Origin of the sequence: Rhodopseudomonas telluris (genome assembly GCF_042432815.1) — a bacterium.
Lineage (GTDB): Bacteria > Pseudomonadota > Alphaproteobacteria > Rhizobiales > Xanthobacteraceae > Rhodopseudomonas > Rhodopseudomonas telluris.
Genome location: NZ_JBHLWM010000003.1, coordinates 489,176 through 511,427 on the forward strand (window position 1 = coordinate 489,176; position 22,252 = coordinate 511,427).

Sequence of the window (22,252 nt, forward strand, 5' to 3'; positions counted from 1 at the left end):
GATGGGGTGCAGGCAATGCGGCCTTCTCCGGAGGCCGCCGCTTCAGCGGGAGTTGATCGGCCGCGATCTCAATCCAGCCCCTGGCGCAGGCTGGCCGCCGCTGCGAACGGGCCGATCACCAGGCTCATCAGCGAGATCGCGCACAGGATCGAGAACGGGGTGCCGAACGGAACCGGCCCGACGATCGCGGCCTGCGAGGCGGCGACCCCGAAGATCAGCACGGGAATCGCCAGCGGCAGCACCAGCACGGCGAGCAGCAGCCCGCCGCGGCGCAGCGTCACCGCCAGCGCGGCGCCGATCATCCCGGTGAAGGTCAGCGCCGGGGTCCCGGCCAGCAGCGTCGCCATCACGGCCAGCGACGCGCTGCCGTCGAGGTTGAGCAGCAGGCCGAGCACCGGCGTGGCGACGATCAGCGGCAGCCCGGCCGCGAGCCAGTGCGCCAGCGCCTTGGCGGCGCAGGTCAGCTCCAGCGGTGTGCGGCTCATCGCGATCAGGTCGAGCGAGCCGTCCTCGGCGTCGGCGGTGAACAGCCGGTCGAGCGTCAACAGGCTTGCCAGCAGCGCTCCGAGCCACAGGATCGCCGGTCCAAGTCGCTGCAGCAGCTGCAGATCCGGCCCGACCGCGAACGGCATCAGCACCACAACGGTGAGGAAGAACAGCACGCCGATCAGCGCGCCGCCCCCGACCCGCAGCGCAATCGCGATGTCGCGGCGCATGATGGCCTTGAGGGCGGTCATCGGTCGGCTCCTGCGGCGGGCGGGTTTCCATGACGAGCCCCATTCCCCGCGGCCCCCCCACCCCCGACCCCTTCCCGCAAGGGGGAGGGGAGCCGAGGAGCCGCGAGGGGAGTGAGTGGGGAGGTGCAGGAAGAACAGTCGAGCAGCGACATGGCACGGCGTCTGGTCCCCCCTCCCCCTTGCGGGGAGGGGTCGGGGGTGGGGGTCCCCAGGCACGGTGTCGGCGACAGCAAAGCCGCAGCGGCGGACGAGTTTATCACCACCTCACCCCGCTCATACCCGCACCCCGATCCGCATCTCGCGCGCTTCGATCCCCAGCGGCAGATGCGTCGCGGCGACGATCAGGCCGCCGCCGGCGAGATGGTCCTGCATCAGCCGGACGAACAGCTCCTGGCCCTTCACATCGAGCGCCGAGGTCGGCTCGTCGAGCAGCCAGATCGGCCGGCGGACCACCAGCAGGCGGGCGATCGACAGCCGGCGCCGCTGGCCGGCGGAGAGGTATGCGGCCGGCAGCTCAGCCGCGTGGCCGAGTCCGACCGCGGCGATCGCGGCCGCGAGGTCGGTGGTTTCGCCGCCGAGGAACTCGCGCCAGAACGCCAGATTTTCAGACACGCTGAGCGACGGTTTGAGCGCGTCGCGGTGGCCGAGATAATGCGCCTGTTCGGCGACCGGTGTGTCCTGCTCGCCGCCCTCGACCGTGATGGTACCAGCCGCCGGTTGCAACAGGCCGGCGATCAGCCGCAGCAGCGAGGTTTTGCCCGCGCCATTGTGCCCGACCAGCGTCAGCGCCTCGCCGCAAGCCACCTCGAAGTCGAGCCCATCGAAGACCTCGCGGCCGCCTCGTATGCATCGCAGGCCCCGTCCACGCAGCCGCATTCTCGCTTGCCTATTCCCGTTCCCGCGCCGACTTCGTCTTGCTCATAATCGATGCCGCCGCTAGTCATTGTCGAACTGGCGGCGCATCTGGAAAGGTTCTATAAGCCGGAACTTGATGCAGCACACCATCGGCGCCTGCAAGCCGCACGGCTTCTTCTCCGGCGCCGGACCACCGCCTGCCCATCGACAACGATAAATCCTGGGACCGCCTTACATGACCTCGCTCGACAGCTTCAAATGCCGGAAGATCCTCAAGGTCGGCAGCAAGTCTTACGTCTATTACAGCCTGCCCACCGCCGAGAAGAACGGCCTGAAAGGCATCTCCCGCCTGCCCTACTCGATGAAGGTGCTGCTGGAGAATCTGCTGCGCAATGAGGACGACCGCACCGTCACCAAGGCGGACATCATGGCGGTGGCGAAGTGGATGCGGAAGAAGAAGCTCGAGCACGAAATCGCCTTCCGCCCGGCGCGCGTGCTGATGCAGGATTTCACCGGCGTTCCGGCGGTGGTCGATCTGGCGGCGATGCGCAACGCCATGCAGGCGCTCGGCGGCGACGCCGAGAAGATCAACCCGCTGGTCCCGGTCGATCTCGTCATCGACCACTCGGTGATCGTCAACTTCTTCGGTGACAACAAGGCGTTCGGCAAGAACGTCGCCGAGGAATACAAGCAGAACCAGGAGCGCTACGAGTTCCTGAAGTGGGGCCAGAAGGCGTTCTCGAACTTCTCGGTGGTGCCGCCCGGCACCGGCATCTGCCACCAGGTCAATCTGGAATATCTGGCCCAGACGGTCTGGACCAAGAAGCAGAAGATGACGATCGGCCGCACCAAGGGCACGTTCGAAGTCGCCTATCCGGACTCGCTGGTCGGCACCGACTCGCACACCACCATGGTCAACGGCCTCGCCGTGCTCGGCTGGGGCGTCGGCGGCATCGAGGCGGAAGCCGCGATGCTCGGCCAGCCGCTGTCGATGCTGCTGCCCGAAGTGGTCGGCTTCAAGCTCAAGGGCGCGCTCAAGGAAGGCGTCACCGCCACCGACCTGGTGCTCACCGTCACCCAGATGCTGCGCAAGCAGGGCGTGGTCGGCAAGTTCGTCGAATTCTTCGGCCCGGGCCTCGACCATCTCTCGGTCGCCGACAAGGCGACGATCGCCAACATGGCGCCCGAATACGGCGCGACCTGCGGCTTCTTCCCGGTCGACTCCGAAGCGCTGGACTATCTGAAGACCTCGGGCCGCGCCTCGGCGCGCGTCGCGCTGGTCGAGAAGTACAGCAAGGCGCAGGGCCTGTTCCGCACCTCGGCGTCGCCCGATCCGGTGTTCACCGTGACGCTGACGCTGGACCTCGCCAAGGTCGAGCCGTCGATGGCCGGCCCGAAGCGTCCCGAGGGCCGCATCGCGCTGTCGGGCGTCGCCGAAGGCTTCACCGCCGCGATGGAGACCGAGTACAAGAAGGCGCTCGACGGCACGCGCTACAAGGTCGAGGGCAAGAACTTCGACCTCGGCCACGGCGACGTGGTGATCGCCGCCATCACCTCCTGCACCAACACCTCGAACCCGAGCGTGCTGATCGGCGCCGGCCTGCTGGCCCGCAACGCCGCCGCCAAGGGCCTGAAGTCGGCGCCGTGGGTGAAGACCTCGCTGGCCCCGGGCTCGCAGGTGGTCGCCGAGTATCTGGCGAATTCGGGTCTGCAGAAGGATCTCGACAAGGTCGGCTTCAACCTGGTCGGCTTCGGCTGCACCACCTGCATCGGCAATTCCGGCCCGCTGCCGGAAGAGATCTCGAAGTCGATCAACGACAACGGCATCGTCGCCGCGGCCGTGCTGTCGGGTAACCGCAACTTCGAAGGCCGCGTCTCGCCGGACGTGCAGGCCAACTACCTGGCGTCGCCGCCGCTGGTGGTCGCCTACGCGCTCGCCGGTTCGGTGACCAAGAACCTGTCGGTCGAGCCGATCGGCACCGGCAAGGACGGCCAGCCCGTGTACCTCAAGGACATCTGGCCGACCACCAAGGAGATCAACGCCTTCGTCAAGAAGTACGTGACCTCGAAGGTGTTCAAGACGCGCTACGCGGACGTGTTCAAGGGCGACACCAACTGGCGCAAGATCAAGACGGTCAACAGCGAGACCTACAAGTGGAACATGAGCTCCACTTACGTGCAGAACCCGCCGTACTTCGAAGGCATGAAGATGCAGCCGGAGCCGATCGTCGATGTCGTCGACGCCCGCATCCTGGCGCTGTTCGGCGACAAGATCACCACCGACCACATCTCGCCCGCCGGTTCGATCAAGCTGACCTCGCCGGCCGGCAAGTATCTGTCGGAGCACCAGGTGCGCCCGGCCGACTTCAACCAGTACGGCACCCGTCGTGGTAACCACGAAGTCATGATGCGCGGCACCTTCGCCAACATCCGCATCAAGAACTTCATGCTGAAGGGCGCCGACGGCAACATTCCGGAAGGCGGCCTCACCAAGCACTGGCCGGACGGCGAGCAGATGTCGATCTACGACGCCGCCATGAAGTATCAGGCCGAGCAGGTGCCGCTGGTGGTGTTCGCCGGCGCCGAATACGGCAACGGCTCGTCGCGCGACTGGGCCGCCAAGGGCACCCGTCTGCTCGGCGTTCGCGCCGTGATCTGCCAGAGCTTCGAGCGCATCCATCGTTCGAACCTGGTCGGCATGGGCGTGCTGCCGCTGACCTTCGAGGACGGCATCTCGTGGTCGTCGCTCGGCCTCAAGGGCGACGAGACGGTCACCATCAAGGGCCTGCAGGGCGATCTCAAGCCGCGGCAGATGCTCGAGGCGGAGATCAAGTCGGCCGCCGGCAAAGTCTCGCGCGTGCCGCTGCTCTGCCGCATCGATACGCTGGACGAGCTGGAGTACTATCGTAACGGCGGTATCCTGCACTACGTGCTGCGCAAGCTCGCCGCCTAAGCGGGCTTCGGCGGCCACAAAAGTGGCCAAAAAGCCTCACTGCGAAGTGAGTGGCAGGTGAACGGAAGGCGGCCTATGCAAAGGGCCGCCTTTTCGTTTTCAAGGCACTCCCGAGCGGCGGCGCAATTGCCGTCGCCTGCTCCCGGCAAAGGCGACGATGATCCGACTTCCTGGCTTTTCGCGATGGTCCGGCGCACTCGGTGTGTGCGCCCTGATCGCGACGACGCATGCTTCGACCGCTGCCGGCCCGCGCGCCGTGGTGGAGCTGTTCACGTCGCAGGGCTGCTCGTCCTGTCCGCCGGCGGACCGGATCATCGGCGATCTCGCCAAGGACCCCTCGGTGATCGCGCTGAGCCTGCCGATCGATTACTGGGACTATCTCGGCTGGAAAGATACGCTGGCGGACGCTCGCTTCAGCGCGCGCCAGAAAGCCTATTCGCAGATGCGAGGCGACCGCGACGTCTACACCCCGCAGGTGGTGGTCAACGGCGCGGCGCATCTGGTCGGCAGCAACCGCGCCGGCATCGAGGAGGCGATCAAGACCACCGACAAGACCACCGGCAGCATGACGGTGCCGGTCTCGATGGCGGTCAACGGCAAGGAGATCAAGGTCTCGGTCGCCGCCGCGCCGGCGGACGCCGCCGCCCGGCAGGGCGAGGTGTGGATCTGTGCGGTGTCGAAGGCGGTGCCGATCACGATCACGCGCGGCGAGAACCGCGGCCGCGAGATCACCTATCACAACGTCGTCCGCAATCTGCTGAAGGTCGGCGACTGGACCGGAACCGCCGGGAGCTGGTCGGTGCCGCTGGAAAACATCGCGCACGACGGCATCGATGCGGCCGTGGTGTATGTGCAGGACGGCAGCCGCGACCGGCCCGGCCCGATGCTCGGCGGGGCCTTCACGTCGCTGCACTAAAGGGTGGGAATGCGGCGGCTGCGCCGCACCGCCGAACGCTGAGCTTGAGAAATAAAGACCCCAAAAAACAAAAAGGACCAACTCGCGTTGGCCCAGTCGGGGGATTTAAGCTGCTGCGCAGGCCCGGTCCCGACTGCCTCGGGGGGCTGGGGGCTGAGGAATCCGAAACCGAAGGAACCGAGCCAACGCAGTGATCGTAACTTTGCAGGTCCGGTTGGCCATCGCTGGGCGAAATTCGGGCGGTAATAAGATTCGACCTAACGAACGTGTGAGCCGGTGTTTCTGGCCGGTCACCTCTGCGGCCGCCGCCGGCCTCCTGCTTTAAGTCCTCTTGCGGCGCACCCGGGTCGGCGCAATCATGTCACCTCAGTGACAGGAGGCGCCGATGAGCTTGTATTCCGAGGAGGCCGATCCCGGCGAGAGTCGCGCGGCGGAGCGCCAGGGCGTCGCTCCGTTGCAGCCACGGGTGACGTTCAATCGCCTTGAACTCAATCGCATCCTCAACCTCTACGGCCGCATGGTGGCCGAGGGCGAGTGGCGCGACTACGCCATCGACTTCCTCAAGGATCAGGCGGTGTTCTCGATCTTCCGCCGCGCCTCCGAGGTTCCGATCTACCGTATCGTCAAGGATCCGCGGCTGGCCCGCAAGCAGGGCGCCTACAGCGTGGTTGGCGCCAGCGGCCAGATCCTCCGCCGCGGCCACGAACTCGACCGCGTGCTGCTGGTGATCGACCGGAAACTGGCGCTGGTGTGAGCTGAGCCTGGCCCCGGAGTTGTCTCGGGGTTGCGTCCCGGAGCTGGCCGCATGCTCCGCCGCCGCCCCACCCCCTCACGTCATCGCCCGGCTTGACCGGGCGACCCAGTATCGCAGAGCGCGCATTATTAAGCCTCTGACGCTCTGGACTACTGGGCCCCCCGCTTTCGCGGAGGGTGACGGCTGATGGCGACGCGACTGCCGCGATCTACACTTGGCCCTGCTCCGGCACCGTCTCTCCGCCGTCGCCGAGCGCGCGCTGCATCATCACGGTGTCGAGCCAGCGGCCGAATTTCAGGCCGACGTTGCGGTGAACGCCGATCAGCTCGAAGCCCGTCTTGCGGTGGACGCCGATCGAGCCGGCATTGGCCGAGTCGCCGATCACCGCGATCATCTGCCGGAAGCCGCGCGCTTCGCATTGCGCGATCAACTCGCGCAGCAGCGCGGTGCCGACGCTGCGGCGCTGCGCCGCCGGGGCGAGATACACCGAGTTCTCGACGGTGAACCGATAGGCCGGCCGCGGCCGGTACGGGCCCGCATAGGCGTAGCCGCAGACTTCGCCGTCCAGCAGCGCCGCCAGATAGGGAAATCCGCCGCCGGTCAGCGTCTCGAACCGCCGCGTCATCTCGGCAAGATCCGGCGGCGTCAGTTCGAACGTCGCGGTGCCGGCGCGCACCGCCTCGTCGTAGATCGCCGTGATGGCGGGGAGGTCGGCGGGTGTAGCGGGGCGGACGAGAAGGTCGGACATGAGAGGCCCTGAGACGAGCGGTGCGCTTCGAACGCGCCGTCATACGCAAGAGAGGCCGGCGATTCCATCCCCACCGTCACCCATCCCCACCGCCACCATCCCCCGCCGTCACCCTCCGCGAAAGCGGAGGGCCCAGTATTTCAGAGCGGCGGAGGTTAGCAACGCGCGCTCTGGAATACTGGGTCGCCCGGTCAAGCCGGGCGATGACGGGAGTGGGTGGGGCGGGCCGTGTCGTCTCACTCAGCCGATCCTGACAAGAGCGCCTCCAACAAAACCTCGCCCCAACAAAAAAGCCCCGGCGCGAGGCCGGGGCTTTGATGGTCGGCACCGGGGAGGTGCTTACTCTTTCTGTCCCAGCAGCTGCAGCAGCAGCGTGAACAGGTTGATGAAGTTCAGGTACAGCGACAGGGCGCCGGTGATCGCCGCGCGCTCCGCGACGTCGCCGCCTTCCGAGGCGTAGCCGTAGATGTAGTCGTTCTTCAGGCGCTGCGTATCCCAGGCGGTGAGGCCCGCGAACACCAGAACGCCGACCACCGACACGATGAACTGCAGCATCGACGAGGCGACGAACAGGTTCACCAGGCTGGCGATGATGATGCCTATCAGGCCCATCATCAGGAACGAGCCCATGCCGGTCATGTCACGCTTGGTGGTGTAGCCGTAGAGGCTCAGCGCACCGAACGAGGCGGCGGTGATGAAGAACACCCGCACGATCGAGGTGTGGGTGTACACTAGGAAGATCGACGACAGCGAGATACCCATCAGGGCCGAGAACGCCCAGAACAGCATCTGCGCGGTCTGCGGCTTCAGCCGGTTGATACCGAACGAGATGGCGAACACCATCGCCAGCGGGGCGAGGATGAACACCCACTTCAGCGGGCTGACGAACATCGCCACGCCGAACGACGTCAGCATGGTGTTGCCGACCCGCGCGGCGGCGGCGGTGCTATCGGTGGTCACGGCGCCCATGTAGACGCCCAGAGCGGCCAGGCCGGTGATGGCCAGGCCGATCGTCATGTAGTTGTAGATGCGCAGCATGTAGGCGCGCAGACCGGCATCCACGGTCGCGCTGTCGACGCGACCGGCGGCCCGGCCGAAGGGAGAGGCGTAGTTACGGTCCAAGTCCGACATGGTCGAGATCCTGAGTTGGTTCGGCGCCGCGAAGGGTGGCGAAGCCGATGAAAACTATCCGGACAGTGATGCGCGGCGGACGTTAAGTTCGGGTCACTGAATTCGGTCACCGAATTCGCCACCCAAGTCGCCGGCGCGCTGCCCGACCCATTCCGATATGTGGGAAACTAACACAATAGGGGCAAGGGTTTATGCGCGGCTGAATGTCGCTCCGCAGCTTCAGGGTTAAGCTCCAGGCAGCGACTTTGGTCGCAGCCGGGGCCGGTTTCCTGCGCCGGTTGCGGCCGCCGCACGGCCCTGTCCGGATGCCGGACGATGGCCGTCAGGCTCCGGCCGATCAGAGATTCCTCAACACCGTCGCGGGCTTCTGGCCGAGCGCCAGCAGGGTGCCGACCAGGCCGAGGCCGACCGTCACGATCAGGGCCGCCGCCACCACCCCGGCGGCCGACCCGGCCTGCCAGACGAAGCTCAGCGTCATCAGTCGTGTGACGATGAGCCACGCGGCGATCGAGCCGGCGATCACCCCGAACACCGCGGTGGCCAGCCCGATCATCATGTATTCCAGCGCGAAGGCGCCGATCAGCCGCGCCCGGGTGGCGCCGAGCGTCTTCAGGATGACCGCGTCATAGACCCGGTGGCGATGGCCGGCCGCGAGCGCGCCGCCCAGCACCAGGATGGCCGAGATCAGCGTCACCGAGCTCGCCCCGCGCACCGCCAGCGCCAGATTGCTGACGACGCCGCCGACCGTCTCCAGCGCTTCCTTGACGCGGACGCTGGTGACCATCGGGAATTTGTCCGCCACCTGCTTGATCAGCGCGGCGTCGGTTTGCGGCGTGCTGCCGGCCTCGGTCAGGGTGGCGATGTGGGTGTGGGGCGCGCCGCGGAACGTGTTGGGCGAGAACACCAGCACGAAATTGATGCCGAGGCTCTGCCAGTCCACGCTGCGCAAATTGCTGATCGTGGCGGTGATCTCGCGGCCGAGCACGTTGACCGTGACGGTGTCGCCGATCTTCAGGCCGAGCCCGTCGGCGAGTTTCTTGTCGAACGACACCAGCGGCTTGCCGCTGTAGTCCTTCGGCCACCAATGGCCCTGCACCACCTTGGAGCCGGCCGGCAGGTCGGTCGCGTAGGTGAGGCCGCGGTCGCTCTGCAGCACCCACTCGGCGTCCTGGGCGGGCTTGAGGTCTTCGGCGCGGACGCCACGCGCGGCGACGATCCGGCCGCGCAGCATCGGCACGTCTTCCAGCGTCGCCTTCGGGGCGATCTGGGTGAGGAACGAACTGAAGCGCTCGGTCTCGCTCGACGGGATGTCGATGAAGAAGAACGCCGGCGCCTTCTCGGGCAGCGCCGCGGTGAACTGCCGCCGCAGATTGCCGTCGATCTGCGCGATCGTCACCAGCACCGCGAGGCCGAGGCCGAGCGACAGCACGACCGACGGCGTCAGCGCGCCGGGGCGGTGAATGTTGGCGATCGCGAGGCGCAGCATCGTGAAGCGCGAGCGCGGCAGCCGGCGCGCGATCGCCATCAGACCTGCGGCGACGCCGCGCAGCAGCCCGAACACCAGCACCGAGGCGACCACGAAGGCGATCGCGACGCGCTTGTCGTAGGCGAGGCCGATCACCACGCCGAGCAGCAGCGCGATCACCGCGCCGATCCCGACGATGTCGCGCAGCCGCGGCCGGTGGCCGTCGGCGGTGGCGGCCTCGCGGAACAGCGTCGCAACCGGCACGTCGCGGACCTGCGCCAGCGGCCACAGTCCGAACGCCAGCGCGGTGAGTAGGCCGTAGATCAGCGACAGTCCGAGCTCGCCCCAGTGCAGCGACGGCACCACCGGCAGCGGCAGCAGCTTGCCGAACAGGCCGACGATGGCGAACGGCAGCGCGGCGCCGAGCGCCAGCCCGATCAGCGAGCCGATCGCCGCCAGCACCAGCACCTGCGTCAGATAGATCGCGAACACGTCGCGCCCGGTGGCGCCGAGCGCCTTGAACGAGGCGATCACCTCGCGGCGGCGATCGATGTGGCTCTTCACCGCGTTGGCGACGCCGACGCCGCCGACCAGCAGTGCGGCGAGGCCCACCAGGGTCAGGAACTGGGTGAAGCGGGTGATGGTGCGTTCGAGCTGCGGCGAGGCGTTGCCGCGGCTGCGGATTTCCCAGCCGGCCTGCGGCAGCGCCGCGCGGGTGTCGTCGGCGAAGCGGGTCGCGGCCTGATCGTCTGCGCGGTTGTCGGGCAGCCGCACCCGATAGATCCAGCGCACCAGGCTGCCGGGCTGCAGCAGCTGCGTGGCGCGCAGTGCGTCCTCGCTGATCAGGAAGCGCGGCCCGAAGCCGACATTGCCGGCGAGCTTGTCCGGCTCGGACTCGACCACGCTGCGGATCTGGAAGCTGGCGCTGCCGATCGAGACCCGGTCGCCCACCTTCAGCCCGAGCCGCGCCAGCAGCGCCGCATCGGCCGCAGCGCCGAATGCGCCGTCGCGCTCGGCAAGGAGATCGGCGAGCGGCACCGGCGGCGCCAGTTTCAGCTCGCCGAGCATCGGATAAAGATTGTCGACCGCCTTGATCTCGACCAGCGCCGACTGCCCCGCCGGCGTCCGCGCCATGCCGCGCATCGTCGCCGCCACCGAGACCGGCGCGCGGGCGCGAAGGTATTCCAGCTCCTGCGGGGTGGCCTCGCGCTGGATCAGCGAGAACGCGACATCGCCCCCTAACAGAGTACGCCCTTCGCGGGCCAGTCCCTCGCCGAGGCTGGCGGCGACCGAGCCGACGCCGGCGATCGCCATGACGCCGAGCGCGATGCAGGCGATGAAGACGTAAAACCCGTTCAGGCCGCCGCGCATTTCGCGCAGCGCGTAACGGAACGGCAGCGACAGGTTCGCAGGTGCTGCCACAGGTTTGCCCCAAGACTCCGCGAGCGCCATCGTCAGGCCGTGCGCGCGCGGGCCGTGCCCGGCTGCGTCGTATCGATCCGCCCCGAGCGCAGCCGGATCACCCGGTCGCAGCGCTCCGCAAGGCCCGTATCGTGCGTCACCAGGACCAGCGTCATGCCGCGTTCGGCGTGCTTGGTAAACAGCATGTCGACGATCTGCCGCCCCGTCGCTTCGTCGAGATTTCCGGTCGGCTCATCCGCCACCAGGATCGCCGGATCCGGCGCCAGCGCCCGCGCCAAAGCGACGCGCTGCTGCTCGCCGCCCGACAGTTGCGACGGATAGTGATGCAGCCGTTCGCCCAGTCCCACCGACGCAAGTTCGCGCGCCGCGCGTGCCGCCGCGTCGCGTTCGCCGGCGAGTTCGAGCGGCACCGCGACGTTCTCCAGCGCCGTCATGGTCGGGATCAAATGAAAGGACTGAAACACGATTCCGACCTCGCGGCCCCGGAAGCGTGCCAATGCGTCCTCGCCGAGGCCATTGAAAGCCGTGCCGTTGACGACCACCTCACCACTGTCGGGCCGCTCCAGCCCGGCCATGACCATCAGCAGGGTGGATTTCCCCGACCCCGACGGGCCGATCAGGCCGATCGCTTCGCCTTGGGCGACGCGGAGGCTGATATCCTTGAGGATGTGCACCCGCGCGGCGCCACTGCCCAGCGACAGATTGACGTTCGAAATGGAGATGGTGTCCGGCTGTTGGCCGGGCCGCGACGAGGGTTCGATGAAGCTGTCCATAAGGCTGTCCATGGCTGGTGCATATGGCAATTGTTTCGCAGCGGTCGAGAGGGCGCGCCGCACGTTTGCGTGGGCGATGGTTATCGGAATGCTGTCGATGATGATGCCGGGCTCCGGCGCCCGTGCGCAGGAGACGCCGCCGCTGAAGGTCGTGGTGCTCGGGGATTCGCTGACGGCTGGATATGGATTACCCGCAGACGCGGCGTTTCCGGTCAAGCTGCAGAAGGCACTCGACGCCAAAGGCATCCGGACCGACATGATCAATGCCGGCGTGTCGGGCGACACCGCGAGCGGCGGGCTTGAACGACTCGACTGGTCCGTGCCCCCGGACGCGGACGCGGTGATCGTCGAACTCGGCGCCAACGACGCGCTGCGCGGCACCGACCCGAAGGTCCCCCGCAAGGCGCTGGACGAGATCATCAAGCGGCTCAAGGCCCGCAATATCCCGGTTCTGCTCGCCGGCATGCTGGCGCCGCCGAATTACGGGCCGGATTACGCCCGCGAGTTCAACGCGATCTACCCCGACCTCGCCAAGCAATACGACGTGCCGCTGTATCCGTTCTTCCTGGACGGCGTCGCGACGGTGTCGGGGTTGAATCAGGCCGACGGCCTGCATCCGACCGCGGCCGGCGTCGACCGGGTGGTCGCCAACATCCTGCCTAGTGTCGAAGCATTTCTTCGACCGGTTGCTGGGCAGAAGCGCTGAAAACCCGGCATAAGTCGCCTAAGGGGCGGATTGCCCTCAACTTTTTCACCGTCCCGACGTTGTCGCGGTAGCGCTGTTACACAAACGCGCTACAAAATTGACGAAGTGATTCGCCGGACGATTTGCGGGGAGCAAAGTCCCGGACGTCAGGGACAGCCGTCGCAATCGGGCCTCAAAAGGGGAGCTCCGATGCCGCGTTTGTTCACTGGGCTGGAAATCCCCGCCGACATCACCCGGACACTGTCCACGCTGCGCGGCGGTCTGCCGGGTGCGCGCTGGGTCGAGCCGGAAAACTATCATCTGACATTGCGCTTCATCGGCGACATCGACGGCGCCACCGCCAACGAGGTGGCTTCGACGCTGTTCCGCGTCAATCGCAGGCCGTTCGAGGTGCAACTCCAGGGCCTGTCGAGCTTTGGGGGACGCAAGCCCCGCGCGGTGGTGGCCTCGGTGGTGCCGTCCCGGCCGCTGATCGAGCTGCAGGCCGAGCTCGAGCGGCTGATGCAGCGCGTCGGGCTCGATCCGGAAGGCCGCAAGTTCACTCCGCACGTTACGTTGGCGTGGCTGCGCGACGTGTCCTGCCAGGATGTCGCTCAATATCTGTCGATCCGCGGCTATTTCCCCACCCGGGCCTTCACGGCCGAGCGCTTCGTGCTGTTCTCGTCCCGGGCCTCGACCGGCGGCGGGCCCTATGTGGTGGAGGCCCCCTACGAGCTGAAATCCTACGCTGACCCCCGGCTCGCCCGGACTGCATAGCTCGCAGCAGCATTCAGTTCTTGCTTTTTGCAGCGCGGTGGGGCGGTAAGGATGTCCATGTCCTCGCCGCGCTCGTTTCGCCAACAATATCAGTCCCTGGTCTCATCCGGCGCCATCGAGGCCGACCCGGCCCAAGCGCGGGCGGTCGAGGCCCTGGGTGCCCTCGACTCGCTGCTGGCAACCTATAAGCCCCCGAAAAAACAAGGCTTTCTCGGTCGGCTGTTCGGCGGCAGCGATCCCGAGCCGCCGCCGGGGCTGTACGTCCATGGCGAAGTCGGGCGTGGCAAGACCATGCTGATGGACCTGTTTTTCGACGCCAGCCCGGTGCTGCACAAGCGGCGCGCGCATTTCCATGAATTCATGGCCGAGGCTCACGAGCGCATCAACGCGTTCCGACAGAACATCAAACGCGGCGAGATCCCCGACGGCGACGTCATCGCGCTGACCGCCGCGTCGATTTTCGACGAGGCGTGGCTGCTGTGCTTCGACGAATTTCACGTCACGGACATCGCCGACGCGATGATTCTGTCACGGCTGTTCGGCAAACTGTTCGAACTCGGCACCGTGGTGGTGGCGACCTCGAACGTCGCGCCGGACGATCTCTACAAGGGCGGCCTCAACCGCGCGCTGTTCGTGCCCTTCATCGGCCAGGTGAAGCAGCACATGCAGGTGATCCGGCTCGATGCGCGGACCGATTATCGGCTGGAGAAATTCGCCGGCATGAAGGTCTGGCTGGCGCCGGACGATGCCGAGGCCACGGCGGCGCTCGACCGCGCCTGGAACCGGATCACCGGAAATGCTCCCGGTACGCCGCGGGACATCTCGATCAAGGGCCGGCTGCTGCATATTCCGCGGGCCGATCATCATGTCGCGCGGTTCGACTTCGCCGATCTGTGCGAGAAGCCGCTCGGCGCGTCCGATTATTTGCGACTGGCGCACGAGTACCACACGCTGATCATCGACCACGTGCCGGTGATGGACTACGCCGACCGGAATGCCGCCAAGCGGTTTATTGCGCTGATCGATACGCTCTACGACAACGCCGTGAAGCTGATGGCATCGGCCGCCGCCGAGCCTGCGGAGCTTTACCGCGCCACCGATGGCTACGAGGCGATGGAATTCAACCGCACCGTCTCGCGACTGATCGAAATGGGCTCGGAATCTTACCTGGCCCTTCCGCACGGCCGCAGTGATTCCACCGCGACCGGTGCCACAACAGGCCTGGTCGAGACGTAAGGCGTATTCGGCATGGCGGCTGGCCAACAAATGGGCGCGGCGCGACTTGAACGCTCCGGGCGAAAGGGATAACCAGCCAAGCGGATTTCCCACCCCTCCCACCTTCGGGCTTAAAGGACTGTTTCCCCATGGCGCGTAACAAGATTGCTTTGATCGGCTCAGGTCAGATCGGCGGAACGCTGGCACACTTGATCGGGCTGAAAGAGCTCGGCGACGTGGTGATGTTCGACATCGCCGAGGGCGTGCCGCAGGGCAAGGCGCTCGACATCGCGGAATCGTCCCCGGTCGACGGCTTCGACTCCAACCTGACCGGTGCCAACTCCTACGAGGCGATCGAAGGTGCCGACGTTGTGATCGTCACCGCCGGCGTGCCGCGCAAGCCGGGCATGAGCCGTGACGATCTGCTCAGCATCAACCTCAAGGTGATGGAGCAGGTCGGCGCCGGTATCAAGAAGTACGCGCCCGACGCGTTCGTCATCTGCATCACCAACCCGCTCGACGCGATGGTGTGGGCGCTGCAGAAGGCCTCGGGCCTGCCCGCCAAGAAGGTCGTCGGCATGGCCGGCGTGCTCGACTCGGCGCGCTTCCGTTACTTCCTCGCCGACGAATTCAACGTCTCGGTCGAAGACGTCACCGCTTTCGTGCTCGGCGGTCATGGCGATACCATGGTGCCGCTGGTGAAGTACTCGACCGTCGCCGGCATCCCGCTGCCGGACCTGGTGAAGATGGGCTGGACCTCGCAGGGCCGCCTCGACGAGATCGTCGACCGCACCCGCAACGGCGGCGCCGAGATCGTCAACCTGCTCAAGACCGGCTCGGCGTTCTACGCGCCCGCCGCCTCGGCGATCCAGATGGCCGAGAGCTATCTCAAGGACAAGAAGCGCGTGCTGCCGGTCGCGGCGCACCTCGCCGGCGAATACGGCGTCAAGGACATGTATGTCGGCGTGCCGGTGGTGATCGGTTCCAAGGGCGTCGAGCGCATCGTCGAGATCGAGCTGGCCGGCAAGGACCGCGAAGCGTTCGACAAGTCGGTCGCCGCCGTGCAGGGCCTCGTCGACGCCTGCAAGAAGATCGCCCCCGACCTGCTGGGGCACTAAGACCTGACCTGACCGTGGCGCGCTCCGGCATGGAGCGCGCCGCAACTCAACCGGCTGGACGTGATCTGGCGAGGGGCAATCGATGAATATCCACGAATACCAGGCCAAAGCGGTGCTGCGCGAATTCGGCGTTCCGGTGTCGCACGGCTACCCGATCTTCAAGGCGTCCGAGGCTGAAACCGCCGCCAAGCAGCTCGGCGGCCCGGTCTGGGTGGTGAAGAGCCAGATCCACGCGGGCGGCCGCGGCAAGGGCAAGTTCAAGGAAGCCTCCGCCGGTGACAAGGGCGGCGTGCGGCTCGCCAAGTCGATCGACGAGGTCAAGGACTACGTCCAGCAGATGCTCGGCGCGACGCTGGTGACGGTGCAGACCGGTCCGGCCGGCAAGCAGGTCAATCGCCTCTACATCGAGGAAGGCTCCGAGATCGACAAGGAGTTCTACCTGTCGCTGCTGGTCGATCGCGCCACCTCGCGCGTTTCCTTCGTGGTCTCCACCGAAGGCGGCATGTCGATCGAGGACGTCGCCCACGAGACCCCCGAGAAGATCGTGTCGTTCACCGTCGATCCGGCGACCGGAATCATGGGCCACCACGGCCGCACCGTCGCCAAGGCGCTCAACCTCAAGGGCGAGCAGGCCAAGCAGGCCGAGAGCCTGGTGACCAAGCTGTACGCGGCGTTCGTCGCCAAGGACATGGAGATGCTCGAGATCAACCCGCTGGTGCTGACCAAGCAGGGTGATCTGAAGTGCCTCGACGCCAAGATCTCGTTCGACGGCAATTCGCTGTATCGCCACCCGGACATCCAGGTGCTGCGCGACGAGACCGAGGAAGACGCCAAGGAAATCGAAGCGTCGAAATACGACCTCAACTACGTCACGCTCGACGGCACCATCGGCTGCATGGTCAACGGCGCCGGTCTGGCGATGGCCACGATGGACATCATCAAGCTGTATGGCATGTCGCCCGCCAACTTCCTCGACGTCGGCGGCGGCGCCAGCAAGGAGAAGGTGACGGCGGCGTTCAAGATCATCACCGCCGATCCGAACGTGAAGGGCATCCTGATCAACATTTTCGGCGGCATCATGAAGTGCGACGTGATCGCCGAGGGTGTGGTCGCGGCCGTCAAGGAAGTCGGTCTGTCGGTGCCGCTGGTGGTCCGCCTCGAAGGCACCAATGTCGAAGAGGGCAAGAAGATCATCAAGCACTCCGGCCTCAACGTGCTGCCCGCCGACAATCTCGACGACGCGGCGCAGAAGATCGTCAACGCCGTCAAGGGAGCCTGAGGCCGCGCCGGCCTCGCTCGCTTCCGACCAACCCGTTCGACCGCGAAAGCAACATCGCCAATGTCCATCCTGATCGACCACAACACCAAAGTCATTTGCCAGGGCTTCACCGGCAAGAACGGCACCTTCCATTCCGAGGCGGCGATCGCCTACGGGACCAAGATGGTCGGCGGCACCTCGCCCGGTAAAGGCGGCGCGACCCACCTCGGCCTGCCGGTGTTCGACACCGTCCGCGAAGCGCGCGAGAAGACCGGCGCCGACGCCTCGGTGATCTACGTTCCGCCGCCGGGCGCCGCCGACGCGATCTGCGAGGCGATCGACGCCGAGATCCCGCTGATCGTCTGCATCACCGAGGGCATCCCGGTGCTCGACATGGTGCGGGTGAAGCGCTCGCTGGCCGGTTCCAAGTCCCGCCTGATCGGGCCGAACTGCCCGGGCGTGATGACTGCCGGGGCCTGCAAGATCGGCATCATGCCGGCCAACATCTTCAAGCCGGGTTCGGTCGGCATCGTGTCGCGCTCCGGCACCCTGACCTACGAGGCCGTGTTCCAGACCACCAGCGAAGGCCTCGGCCAGACCACCGCGGTCGGCATCGGCGGCGACCCGGTCAAGGGCACTGAGTTCATCGACGTGCTGGAGATGTTCCTGGCCGACGACAAGACCGAGTCGATCATCATGATCGGCGAGATCGGCGGCTCGGCCGAAGAAGACGCCGCGCAGTTCCTGATCGACGAGGCCAAGCGTGGCCGCAAGAAGCCGACGGTCGGCTTCATCGCCGGCGTCACCGCCCCTCCAGGCCGGCGTATGGGTCATGCGGGTGCGATCATTTCGGGTGGCAAGGGCGACGCCGCCTCGAAAACCGCCGCGATGGAAGCCGCCGGCATCACCGTTTCGCCGTCCCCGGCGCGGCTCGGCAAGACGCTTGCCGAAAAATTGAAGTCCTAATTCAAACCTTGTGTAGTTCCGAGCTTACATTTCCATGAAAATCGGTAAAAGGTGCACTATGTTGCTGATCCGGTAACCGGATCAGCTTATCGCGTGTCCGACGCGATGATCATAATCAGGAAGCAATCATGTCTCGCCAGGACGCGAATGCCGCTTTCGCCCTCTCGTCTTTTCTGCAGGGCGCCAACGCCACCTATATCGACGATCTCTACTCCCGCTACGAAAACGACCCGTCCTCCGTCGATGCCGACTGGCAGGCATTCTTCCAGAGTCTGAAAGACAATCCGGGCGACATCCAGAAGAACGCCGAGGGCCCGTCCTGGGAAAAGGCGAACTGGCCGCTCACCCCGCGCGACGATTTGACCTCGGCGCTCGACGGCAACTGGGCCCAGGTCGAAAAGACGGTCGGCCAGAAGATTCAGGCCAAGGCCCAGACCAAGGGCGTCGAGCTGTCGACGGCCGATGTCAATCAGGCGACCCGCGATTCCGTTCGCGCCCTGATGCTGATCCGCGCCTACCGCATGCGTGGCCACTTCCACGCCAAGCTCGATCCGCTCGGGCTGGAACCGGCCAAGGATCACGAAGAGCTCGACATTCGCTCTTACGGCTTCACCGAGGCCGATCTCGACCGCAAGATCTTCCTCGATCACGTGCTCGGCCTCGAATACGGCTCGCTGCGCGAGATCGTGGCGATCTGCGAACGCACCTATTGCCAGACCGTCGGCATCGAGTTTCTGCATATCTCGAACGGTGCCCAGAAGGCCTGGCTGCAGGAGCGGATCGAAGGTCCGGACAAGGAGATCAGCTTCACCCGTGAGGGTCGGCGCGCGATCCTCATGAAGCTGGTCGAAGCCGAGGGCTTCGAGAAGTTCTGCGACCTGAAGTTCACCGGCACCAAGCGGTTCGGCCTCGACGGTGGCGAAGCGCTGATCCCGGCGCTGGAGCAGATCATCAAGCGCGGCGGCAATCTCGGCGTCCGCGAAATCGTGCTCGGCATGCCGCATCGCGGCCGCCTCAATGTGCTGACCCAGGTGATGGGCAAGCCGCACCGCGCGCTGTTCCACGAATTCAAGGGCGGCTCTGCCAATCCCGACGAAGTCGAGGGTTCGGGCGACGTCAAGTATCACCTCGGCGCGTCTTCGGACCGCGAGTTCGACCACAACAAGGTGCATCTGTCGCTGACCGCCAACCCGTCCCACCTCGAGATCGTCGATCCGGTGGTGCTCGGCAAGGTCCGCGCCAAGCAGGACCAGCACGGCGATCTGCCGGAAGAGCGCGTCTCGGTGCTGCCGCTGCTGATGCACGGCGACGCCGCCTTCGCCGGCCAGGGCGTGGTGGCGGAATGCTTCGCGCTGTCCGACCTGAAGGGCTACCGCACCGGCGGTTCGATCCACTTCATCGTCAACAACCAGATCGGCTTCACGACCTATCCGCGCTACTCGCGGTCGTCGCCCTATCCGTCGGACGTCGCCAAGATGATCGACGCGCCGATCTTCCACGTGAACGGCGACGATCCGGAAGCGGTGGTGTTCGCCGCCAAGATCGCGGTCGAGTACCGGCAGAAGTTCCACAAGCCGGTCGTGATCGATATGTTCTGCTATCGACGGCACGGCCATAACGAAGGCGACGAGCCGTCGTTCACCCAGCCGTCGATGTACCGCAAGATCGCGGGCCATCCGACCACGCTGGAGATCTACTCCAAGCGGCTGATCGCCGACGGTGTCATCACCGAGGGTGAGGTCGAAAAGGCCAAGGCCGATTGGCGCGCCCGGCTCGACGCCGAGCTGGAAGCCGGCTCGTCCTATCGGCCCAACAAGGCCGACTGGCTCGACGGCAAGTGGGCCGGCTTCAAGTCCGCCGATCAGGAAGAAGACCCGCGCCGCGGCATCACCGGGGTCGATCTCAAGACGCTGAAGGAAATCGGCGCCAAGATTACCAAGGTGCCGGAAGGCTTCCGGCTGCATCGCACCGTGATGCGCTTCCTGGAAAATCGCGCCAAGGCGATCGACTCCGGCATCGGCGTGGATTGGGCGACCGGCGAGGCGCTGGCGTTCTGCTCGCTGCTGCAGGAAGGCAATCGTGTCCGTCTGTCCGGCCAGGACAGCGAGCGCGGCACCTTCTCGCAGCGCCATTCGGTGCTGATCGATCAGGAAGACGAGACCCGCTACACGCCGTTCAATCATCTCAACCCGGATCAGGGCCACTACGAGGTGATCAACTCGCTGCTGTCGGAAGAAGCGGTGCTCGGCTTCGAATACGGCTACTCGCTGGCCGAGCCGAACACGCTGACGCTGTGGGAAGCCCAGTTCGGCGACTTCGCCAATGGCGCGCAGGTGCTGTTCGACCAGTTCATCTCGTCGGGCGAACGCAAGTGGCTGCGCATGTCGGGCCTGGTGTGCCTGCTGCCGCACGGCTACGAAGGCCAGGGTCCCGAGCATTCCTCGGCCCGCCTAGAGCGCTTCCTGCAGATGTGCGCCGAAGACAACATGCAGGTGGTGTATCCGACCACGCCGGCGAACTACTTCCATGCGCTGCGCCGTCAGCTCAAGCGCGAGATCCGCAAGCCCTTGATCGTGATGACGCCGAAGTCGCTGCTCCGCCACAAGCGGGCGGTGTCGCGGCTCGACGAGCTCGGCCCGGGCACCAGCTTCCACCGCGTGCTGCTCGACGACGCCCAGACCTTGCCGGACGAGAAGATCAAGCTCGCGCCGGACAACAAGATCCGCCGCGTCGTGGTCTGCTCGGGCAAGGTCTATTACGACCTTTACGAGGAGCGCGAGAAGCGCGGGATCGACGACATCTACCTGCTGCGCGTCGAGCAGCTCTATCCGGTGCCGCTGAAGACGCTGGTGCACGAGATGTCGCGGTTCAAGGACGCCGAGCTGGTGTGGTGTCAGGAAGAGCCGCGCAACATGGGCGGCTGGCACTTCATCGAGCCGTATCTCGAGTGGGTGCAGAACCAGGCCGGCGCGACCAACCGTCGTCCGCGCTACGTCGGCCGTCCGGCTTCGGCCGCCACTGCGACCGGCCTGATGTCGAAGCATGTCGCCCAGCTCAAGGCGTTCCTCGACGAGGCGCTGCGCTGAGCCGAGCCAAGTCAGGGTCGCCCTCGGGGCGACCCTGCGTAATTCCTGAGTACGGATTCACGGGCTGGCGCCGGCACGAAGCCGCTGCGCCGCAAAAGGAAAACAGACGATGACTGATATTCGCGTTCCGACCCTCGGCGAATCGGTGACCGAGGCGACGATCGGCCGCTGGTTCAAGAAGCCGGGTGATGCGGTGGCGGTGGACGAACCGTTGGTCGAACTCGAAACCGACAAGGTGACCATCGAAGTGCCGGCGCCCTCGGCCGGCACGCTGGGCGAGATCGTCGCCAAGGACGGCGAGACCGTCGCGGTCGGCGCGCTGCTCGGCCAGATCACTGAAGGTGGCGGCGCCGCCAAGCCGGCCGCTGCTGCTGCCCCCGCCAAGGCTGCGGCCCCCGCGGCCGCGCCTGCTCCGACTCCCGCGCCAGCGGCTCCCGCTGCCGCCAAGGCTCCGCCGGCCGATGCCCCGCAGGCGCCTTCGGTCCGTCGTCTCTCCGCCGAGAGTGGCGTCGATGCCTCGACCGTGCCGGGCTCCGGCAAGGACGGCCGCGTCACCAAGGGCGACATGCTGGCCGCGATCGAGAAGGCTGCGTCCGCGCCGACCCCGGTCAGCCAGCCGGCCGCCGCCGTACAGGTCCGCGCTCCGTCGCCCGCCGATGACGCCGCGCGTGAAGAGCGGGTCAAGATGACCCGGCTGCGCCAGACCATCGCGCGCCGGCTCAAGGAAGTTCAGAACACCGCCGCGATGCTGACGACCTTCAACGAGGTCGACATGACCAACGTCATGGCGCTGCGCGCGCAGTACAAGGATGTGTTCGAGAAGAAGCACGGCGCCAAGCTCGGCTTCATGGGCTTCTTCACCAAGGCCTGCGTGCAGGCGCTGAAGGACATCCCGGCCGTCAACGCCGAGATCGACGGCACCGATCTGATCTACAAGAATTACTATCATGTCGGCGTCGCCGTCGGCACCGACAAGGGTCTGGTGGTGCCGGTGGTGCGCGATTGCGACTCCAAGTCGATCGCCGACATCGAGAAGAGCATCGTCGATTTCGGCAAGCGCGCCCGTGACGGCCAGCTCAAGATCGACGAAATGCAGGGCGGCACCTTCACGATCACCAATGGCGGCATCTACGGCTCGCTGATGTCGACGCCGATCCTGAACGCGCCGCAGTCCGGCATCCTCGGCATGCACAAGATCCAGGAGCGGCCGGTGGTGATCGGCGGCAAGATCGAGATCCGCCCGATGATGTACCTGGCGCTGAGCTACGATCACCGCGTGATCGACGGCAAGGAAGCCGTGACCTTCCTGGTCCGCGTCAAGGAGAGCCTGGAAGATCCGGCCCGGCTGGTGCTGGATCTCTAAGACTGGAGTAAATACCGGCGGCGCGGCACT

At 66.2% G+C, this 22,252-nt stretch carries 17 protein-coding genes; 11 read left to right on the forward strand and 6 right to left on the reverse strand.

The window, feature by feature from the left end:
• Positions 1 to 68: 68 nt before the first annotated feature.
• Entirely contained in the window at positions 69 to 737 is a 669-nt protein-coding gene (gene ccmB / locus ACFFJ6_RS09090) for a heme exporter protein CcmB (protein WP_378386680.1), read from the reverse strand.
• 273 nt (positions 738 to 1,010) lie between these two features.
• Entirely contained in the window at positions 1,011 to 1,613 is a 603-nt protein-coding gene (gene ccmA / locus ACFFJ6_RS09095; protein WP_378386682.1) for a heme ABC exporter ATP-binding protein CcmA, read from the reverse strand.
• Between the two features lie 214 nt (positions 1,614 to 1,827).
• Here ccmA and acnA point away from each other — a divergent pair, with 214 nt between their 5' ends.
• The 3 genes from acnA to ACFFJ6_RS09110 all read left to right on the forward strand — a co-directional run bounded on the left by acnA (position 1,828) and on the right by ACFFJ6_RS09110 (position 6,215).
• The gene (gene acnA / locus ACFFJ6_RS09100; RefSeq protein ID WP_378386685.1) at positions 1,828 to 4,545 is read left to right on the forward strand and encodes an aconitate hydratase AcnA; all 2,718 of its coding nucleotides are present in this window, start codon (positions 1,828 to 1,830) and stop codon (positions 4,543 to 4,545) included.
• A 157-nt stretch (positions 4,546 to 4,702) separates the two neighbouring features.
• On the forward strand, positions 4,703 to 5,461 hold the full coding sequence (locus ACFFJ6_RS09105; protein ID WP_378386687.1) for a DUF1223 domain-containing protein: 759 nt from the start codon (positions 4,703 to 4,705) through the stop codon (positions 5,459 to 5,461).
• Between the two features lie 385 nt (positions 5,462 to 5,846).
• On the forward strand, positions 5,847 to 6,215 hold the full coding sequence (locus ACFFJ6_RS09110; RefSeq protein WP_378386689.1) for a DUF2794 domain-containing protein: 369 nt from the start codon (positions 5,847 to 5,849) through the stop codon (positions 6,213 to 6,215).
• Between the two features lie 208 nt (positions 6,216 to 6,423).
• Here ACFFJ6_RS09110 and ACFFJ6_RS09115 read toward each other — a convergent pair whose 3' ends face one another.
• From ACFFJ6_RS09115 to ACFFJ6_RS09130, 4 genes are all read right to left on the reverse strand, one after another.
• Complete coding sequence (locus tag ACFFJ6_RS09115; RefSeq protein ID WP_378386691.1) at positions 6,424 to 6,963, reverse strand: GNAT family N-acetyltransferase; 540 nt, start codon at positions 6,961 to 6,963, stop codon at positions 6,424 to 6,426.
• Between the two features lie 339 nt (positions 6,964 to 7,302).
• On the reverse strand, positions 7,303 to 8,094 hold the full coding sequence (locus ACFFJ6_RS09120; protein ID WP_378386694.1) for a Bax inhibitor-1/YccA family protein: 792 nt from the start codon (positions 8,092 to 8,094) through the stop codon (positions 7,303 to 7,305).
• Positions 8,095 to 8,431: 337 nt separating this feature from the next.
• The gene (locus ACFFJ6_RS09125; RefSeq protein ID WP_378386696.1) at positions 8,432 to 11,011 is read right to left on the reverse strand and encodes an ABC transporter permease; all 2,580 of its coding nucleotides are present in this window, start codon (positions 11,009 to 11,011) and stop codon (positions 8,432 to 8,434) included.
• 2 nt (positions 11,012 to 11,013) lie between these two features.
• On the reverse strand, positions 11,014 to 11,754 hold the full coding sequence (locus ACFFJ6_RS09130; RefSeq protein ID WP_378386698.1) for an ABC transporter ATP-binding protein: 741 nt from the start codon (positions 11,752 to 11,754) through the stop codon (positions 11,014 to 11,016).
• 76 nt (positions 11,755 to 11,830) lie between these two features.
• Here ACFFJ6_RS09130 and ACFFJ6_RS09135 point away from each other — a divergent pair, with 76 nt between their 5' ends.
• The 8 genes from ACFFJ6_RS09135 (at position 11,831) to odhB (ending at position 22,222) form a co-directional block, all read left to right on the forward strand.
• The gene (locus tag ACFFJ6_RS09135) at positions 11,831 to 12,460 is read left to right on the forward strand and encodes an arylesterase (protein WP_378386700.1); all 630 of its coding nucleotides are present in this window, start codon (positions 11,831 to 11,833) and stop codon (positions 12,458 to 12,460) included.
• Between the two features lie 189 nt (positions 12,461 to 12,649).
• Complete coding sequence (gene thpR / locus ACFFJ6_RS09140) at positions 12,650 to 13,216, forward strand: RNA 2',3'-cyclic phosphodiesterase (protein WP_378386702.1); 567 nt, start codon at positions 12,650 to 12,652, stop codon at positions 13,214 to 13,216.
• A gap of 57 nt (positions 13,217 to 13,273) precedes the next feature.
• Entirely contained in the window at positions 13,274 to 14,452 is a 1,179-nt protein-coding gene (gene zapE / locus ACFFJ6_RS09145; RefSeq protein WP_378387053.1) for a cell division protein ZapE, read from the forward strand.
• Positions 14,453 to 14,580: 128 nt separating this feature from the next.
• Complete coding sequence (gene mdh / locus ACFFJ6_RS09150) at positions 14,581 to 15,549, forward strand: malate dehydrogenase (RefSeq protein ID WP_378386704.1); 969 nt, start codon at positions 14,581 to 14,583, stop codon at positions 15,547 to 15,549.
• 82 nt (positions 15,550 to 15,631) lie between these two features.
• Positions 15,632 to 16,828, forward strand: coding sequence for an ADP-forming succinate--CoA ligase subunit beta (gene sucC, locus ACFFJ6_RS09155; protein WP_378386706.1), 1,197 nt, complete (start codon positions 15,632 to 15,634; stop codon positions 16,826 to 16,828).
• A 60-nt stretch (positions 16,829 to 16,888) separates the two neighbouring features.
• A complete protein-coding gene (sucD, locus tag ACFFJ6_RS09160) occupies positions 16,889 to 17,773 on the forward strand; it encodes a succinate--CoA ligase subunit alpha (RefSeq protein WP_378386708.1) in 885 nt (294 codons plus the stop codon).
• Positions 17,774 to 17,901: 128 nt separating this feature from the next.
• Positions 17,902 to 20,859: a 2-oxoglutarate dehydrogenase E1 component gene (locus ACFFJ6_RS09165; protein ID WP_378386710.1), complete on the forward strand. Its 2,958-nt coding sequence runs from the start codon at positions 17,902 to 17,904 to the stop codon at positions 20,857 to 20,859.
• A 109-nt stretch (positions 20,860 to 20,968) separates the two neighbouring features.
• On the forward strand, positions 20,969 to 22,222 hold the full coding sequence (odhB, locus tag ACFFJ6_RS09170) for a 2-oxoglutarate dehydrogenase complex dihydrolipoyllysine-residue succinyltransferase (RefSeq protein ID WP_378386713.1): 1,254 nt from the start codon (positions 20,969 to 20,971) through the stop codon (positions 22,220 to 22,222).
• Positions 22,223 to 22,252 lie beyond the last annotated feature (30 nt).